This is a genomic window from Saccharothrix sp. ST-888 (assembly GCF_000955975.1).
In the GTDB taxonomy this organism is placed as follows: domain Bacteria; phylum Actinomycetota; class Actinomycetes; order Streptomycetales; family Streptomycetaceae; genus Kitasatospora.
Window position 1 is genome coordinate 1 of sequence record NZ_JYJF01000973.1, and the last position, 303, is coordinate 303.

General features: G+C 71.6%; 1 protein-coding gene. It reads left to right on the forward strand.

What is annotated here, in order from left to right:
* The coding region (locus UK12_RS42680) for a hypothetical protein (RefSeq protein WP_045307298.1) at positions 1-303 on the forward strand (303 nt) is incomplete at both ends.

Here is a 303-nt window from a genome sequence, read left to right on the forward strand (position 1 = left end):
GCCCGCACCTTCCAGCACGATCCGCGCGTCTCCTGCCGCTCCTACGACACCTTCACTCACTGGCTGCTCGGCGACGAGCGGATCGCCAGGACGCGGCGCCGCGCGCTGCTACGCCGTACTGAGGAGGGAAGCAGGCCCTCCGATCGATCGTTCGGCCTCTACGTGGACGCGGTCGTGGCGGCCGGGGAGGGTGACGTCAGCACCGCGGGCTCCTCCGGCGGCGAGGGCGTCCGGCTGGGCGGCGAACACGGACTGCGCTACTGGAAGGCGATGCTCGGCCTGCTCGAAGGGTGGGGTCTGACG